General features: G+C 77.7%; 1 protein-coding gene. It reads left to right on the top strand.

Features of this window, described 5'->3' with window-relative positions; all coding sequences use genetic code 11:
• Window positions 1-3,087 (top strand): SDR family NAD(P)-dependent oxidoreductase (locus ACFV4N_RS41945; RefSeq protein ID WP_499678263.1); only part of this gene is annotated, 3,087 nt, incomplete at both ends.

The raw sequence follows: 3,087 nt of genomic DNA on the forward strand, positions 1-3,087 counted from the left end.
GGGAGGTGGGGCGGCGCGAGTTCGAGCACCGCCGGGCGGTGGTCGTCCCCGACGTGGGCGAGGCGGTCGCCGCCCTGCGCGAGGGCCGGGTCCTGGTCGGCGCGGACGTGGTGGGCGACCGGCCGGTCGCGTTCGTCTTCGCCGGCGTCGGCGAGCACTACCGCGGCATGGCCGCCGGGCTGCACGAGCGGGAACCCGCGTTCCGGCAGGCGTTCGACGAGTGCCGCGCGGTGCTCGACCCGGCGCTGGGCGTCGACCTGGCGGAAGTCGTGTTCGGGGGTGGCCGCGCCGAGGGCGGTGACGCCTTCCAGGCGCTGCTCGGCCGGACCGGGACCGACGAGGGGGAACTGGCCCGGACCGCGTTGGCGCAGCCCGCGGTGTTCGCGGTCGAGTACGCGCTGGCCCGGCTGCTGATGAGCTGGGGCGTGCGGCCGGACGCCTTCCTCGGCTACAGCGTCGGCGAGTACGTGGCCGCGTGCCTGTCCGGTGTGCTGGCGCTGCCGGACGCGGCCCGCCTGGTGGCCGAGCGCGCCCGGCTGATCGAGGGCGTCGCGCCGGGCGGGATGCTGGCGGTGTCGCTGCCCGCCGACGAGGCCGCCGCGCTGGTGGGCCGCGGGCTGGACGTCGCCGCGGTGAACGGCCCCGGCATGTCGGTGCTGGCCGGGCCGGTCGAGGAGGTCGGGCTCGCCGCCGCGCTGCTCGAGTCGCGCGGGGTGGCGTGCCGCCGGCTGACCACCTCCCACGCGTTCCACTCGCGGGCGCTCGCCGAGGTGGCCGAACCCCTGACCCGGTGGGTGGCGGCGAACGTCGAGGCGGGCGCGCCGCGCATCCCCTACCTGTCGAACGTCACCGGCACGTGGATCACCGCCGCGGACGTCGCCGACCCCGCGTACTGGGCGCGGCACATGTGCCACCCGGTGCGGTTCGGCGACGGCGCCGCGGCGCTGCTGGCCGAACCGGACCGCGTGCTGGTGGAGATCGGCGTGGGCCAGTCGCTGGGGGCGCTGCTGCGCGGGCACCCGGACTGCCCCGCCGAGCGGTTCGGGTCGGTGGTGTCGACGCTGCCGGGCCGCTGGGACCGGACCGACGACGGGGCCGCGGTGCTGACCACCCTGGCCCGGTTGTGGCTGGCGGGGGTGGCGGTCGACTGGGCGGCGCTGCACGACGGCGAGGACCGCCGCCGGGTCCCGCTGCCCACCTACCCGTTCCAGCGCGAGTCCCACTGGGTCGATCCGCCGCGCCACCGCGAGTCGGCCGCGACCGACGACCGCCCGACCGCCCCCGCTCGGCGGTCGGTGCGGGAGTGGCTGCACGTCCCGGTCTGGCGCGCCCGGGAGTTGCCCGCCGGCGGAGCCGTCGCGGGACCGTGCCTGGTGCTGGCGGACGAGTGCGGTGTTGCCGACGCGCTGGCCGCCCGGCTCGCGGGCGACGGCGTCGAGGTGACCCTGGTCCGGCGGGGCGACGCGTTCGAGGCGGTCCCCGGGGACGGGTACCGGATCCGCCCCGGCGAGGCCGAGGACCACCGGCGGCTGCTGGCCGCGCTGGACACCCCGCCCGCCACGGTCGTGCACCTGTGGGGCGTGGGCGAGACCGGTTCCGAGGAGGAGTTGCGAGCGGGCCGGGAACCGGGGTTCCGGAGCCTGTGCCTGCTCGCCCGCGCCCTCGCGGAGAACCCCGCCGGCCAGGTTCGGATCGCCGTGGTCACCGACCGCGTGCAGGCGGTCGGCCCCGACGACCGGCCGGAGGCGGGGAAGGCCGCCGTGCTCGGCGCCTGCCTGGTGCTGCCCCAGGAGTACCCGATGCTGCGGTGCCGCGCCGTCGACGTCGTCCCGGGCGACGACCGCGTGGCGGACCTGCTGGCCGAGGAGCTGCGGTGGACCGGCACGGACAACCAGGTCGCCCTCCGCGCGGGGGAGCGGCTGGTGTGGGACGCCGCGCCGCTGTCCGCCCCGGACGGACCCGCCGACCCGGTGCTGCGCCAGGGCGGCGTCTACCTGGTCACCGGCGGTCTCGGCGGGGTCGGCCTGGAGCTGGCCGACCACCTCGCCGCCACCTGTGCGGCCAAGCTCGTGCTGACCAGCCGGACCGGCCTGCCGCCGCGCGACACCTGGGACCGGCACCTGACCGACGAGCCGGACTCGGCCACGAGTGGGCGCATCGCCCGCGTCCGCGAGGTCGAGCGGCGCGGCGGCGAGGTGCTGGTGCTCGCCGCCGACGTCACCGACGAGGCCCGGATGCGGGAGGTCGTCGCCGCCACCCGCGACCGCTTCGGCGGCCTCGACGGCGTGGTGCACGCGGCGGGCGTCACCGACGTGGCCGGTTTCCGCCCGGTCTCCGACCTCACCGACGAGCAGTGCGCCGCGCACTTCGGCGCCAAGGCCGGCGGCGCGCTGGTGCTGGAACGGGTCCTGCGGGACGAGCCGGTCGGCTTCTGCGTGCTGATGTCCTCGATCTCGGCCGTGCTCGGCGGACTCGGGTTCGCCGCCTACGCCGCGGCCAACCTCGTCCTCGACGCCCTGGCCCTGGCCCACCGCGGTCCGGGCCGGTGGCTCGCGGTGGACTGGGACACGTGGGAGTCCGCCGCCGCGAAGGTGCGGGGTGGCCGGCTCGGCGCGGCGATGACCGAGAACTCCCTGTCCGCGGCCGAGGGCGTCGAGGCCTTCCGGCTCGCGCTGGCCGCACCGGGTGGGCGGGTCGTCGTCTCCACCGGCGACCTGGCGCGGCGCGTCGAGCGGTGGGTCGGCCTGGTGGGCGCGACCGCGAGCCCGACCCGCGCGGCCCGGCCCGCCCTCGCCCGCGCGTACGCCCCCGCCGACGGCGACCACGAACGGCGGATGGCGGGTCTGTGGCGCGACCTGCTCGGCATCGACCGCATCGGCGTCGACGACAACTTCTTCGACCTCGGCGGCCACTCGCTGATGGGCCTCCAGCTGATCAACCTGGTCAACGCCGAGTTCGGCACCGCCCTGACCGCGGTCGCGCTCTTCGAGTCGCCGACCGTGCGGGCGCTGACCGCCCGCGTCGCGCCCGAGGCGCCGCGCGCGGAGCCCGGCGAGCCCGAGGTGCTCGCCGAGCGGCGGCACCGGG

The organism is Actinosynnema sp. NPDC059797, assembly GCF_042732085.1.
Classification (GTDB): domain Bacteria; phylum Actinomycetota; class Actinomycetes; order Mycobacteriales; family Pseudonocardiaceae; genus Actinosynnema.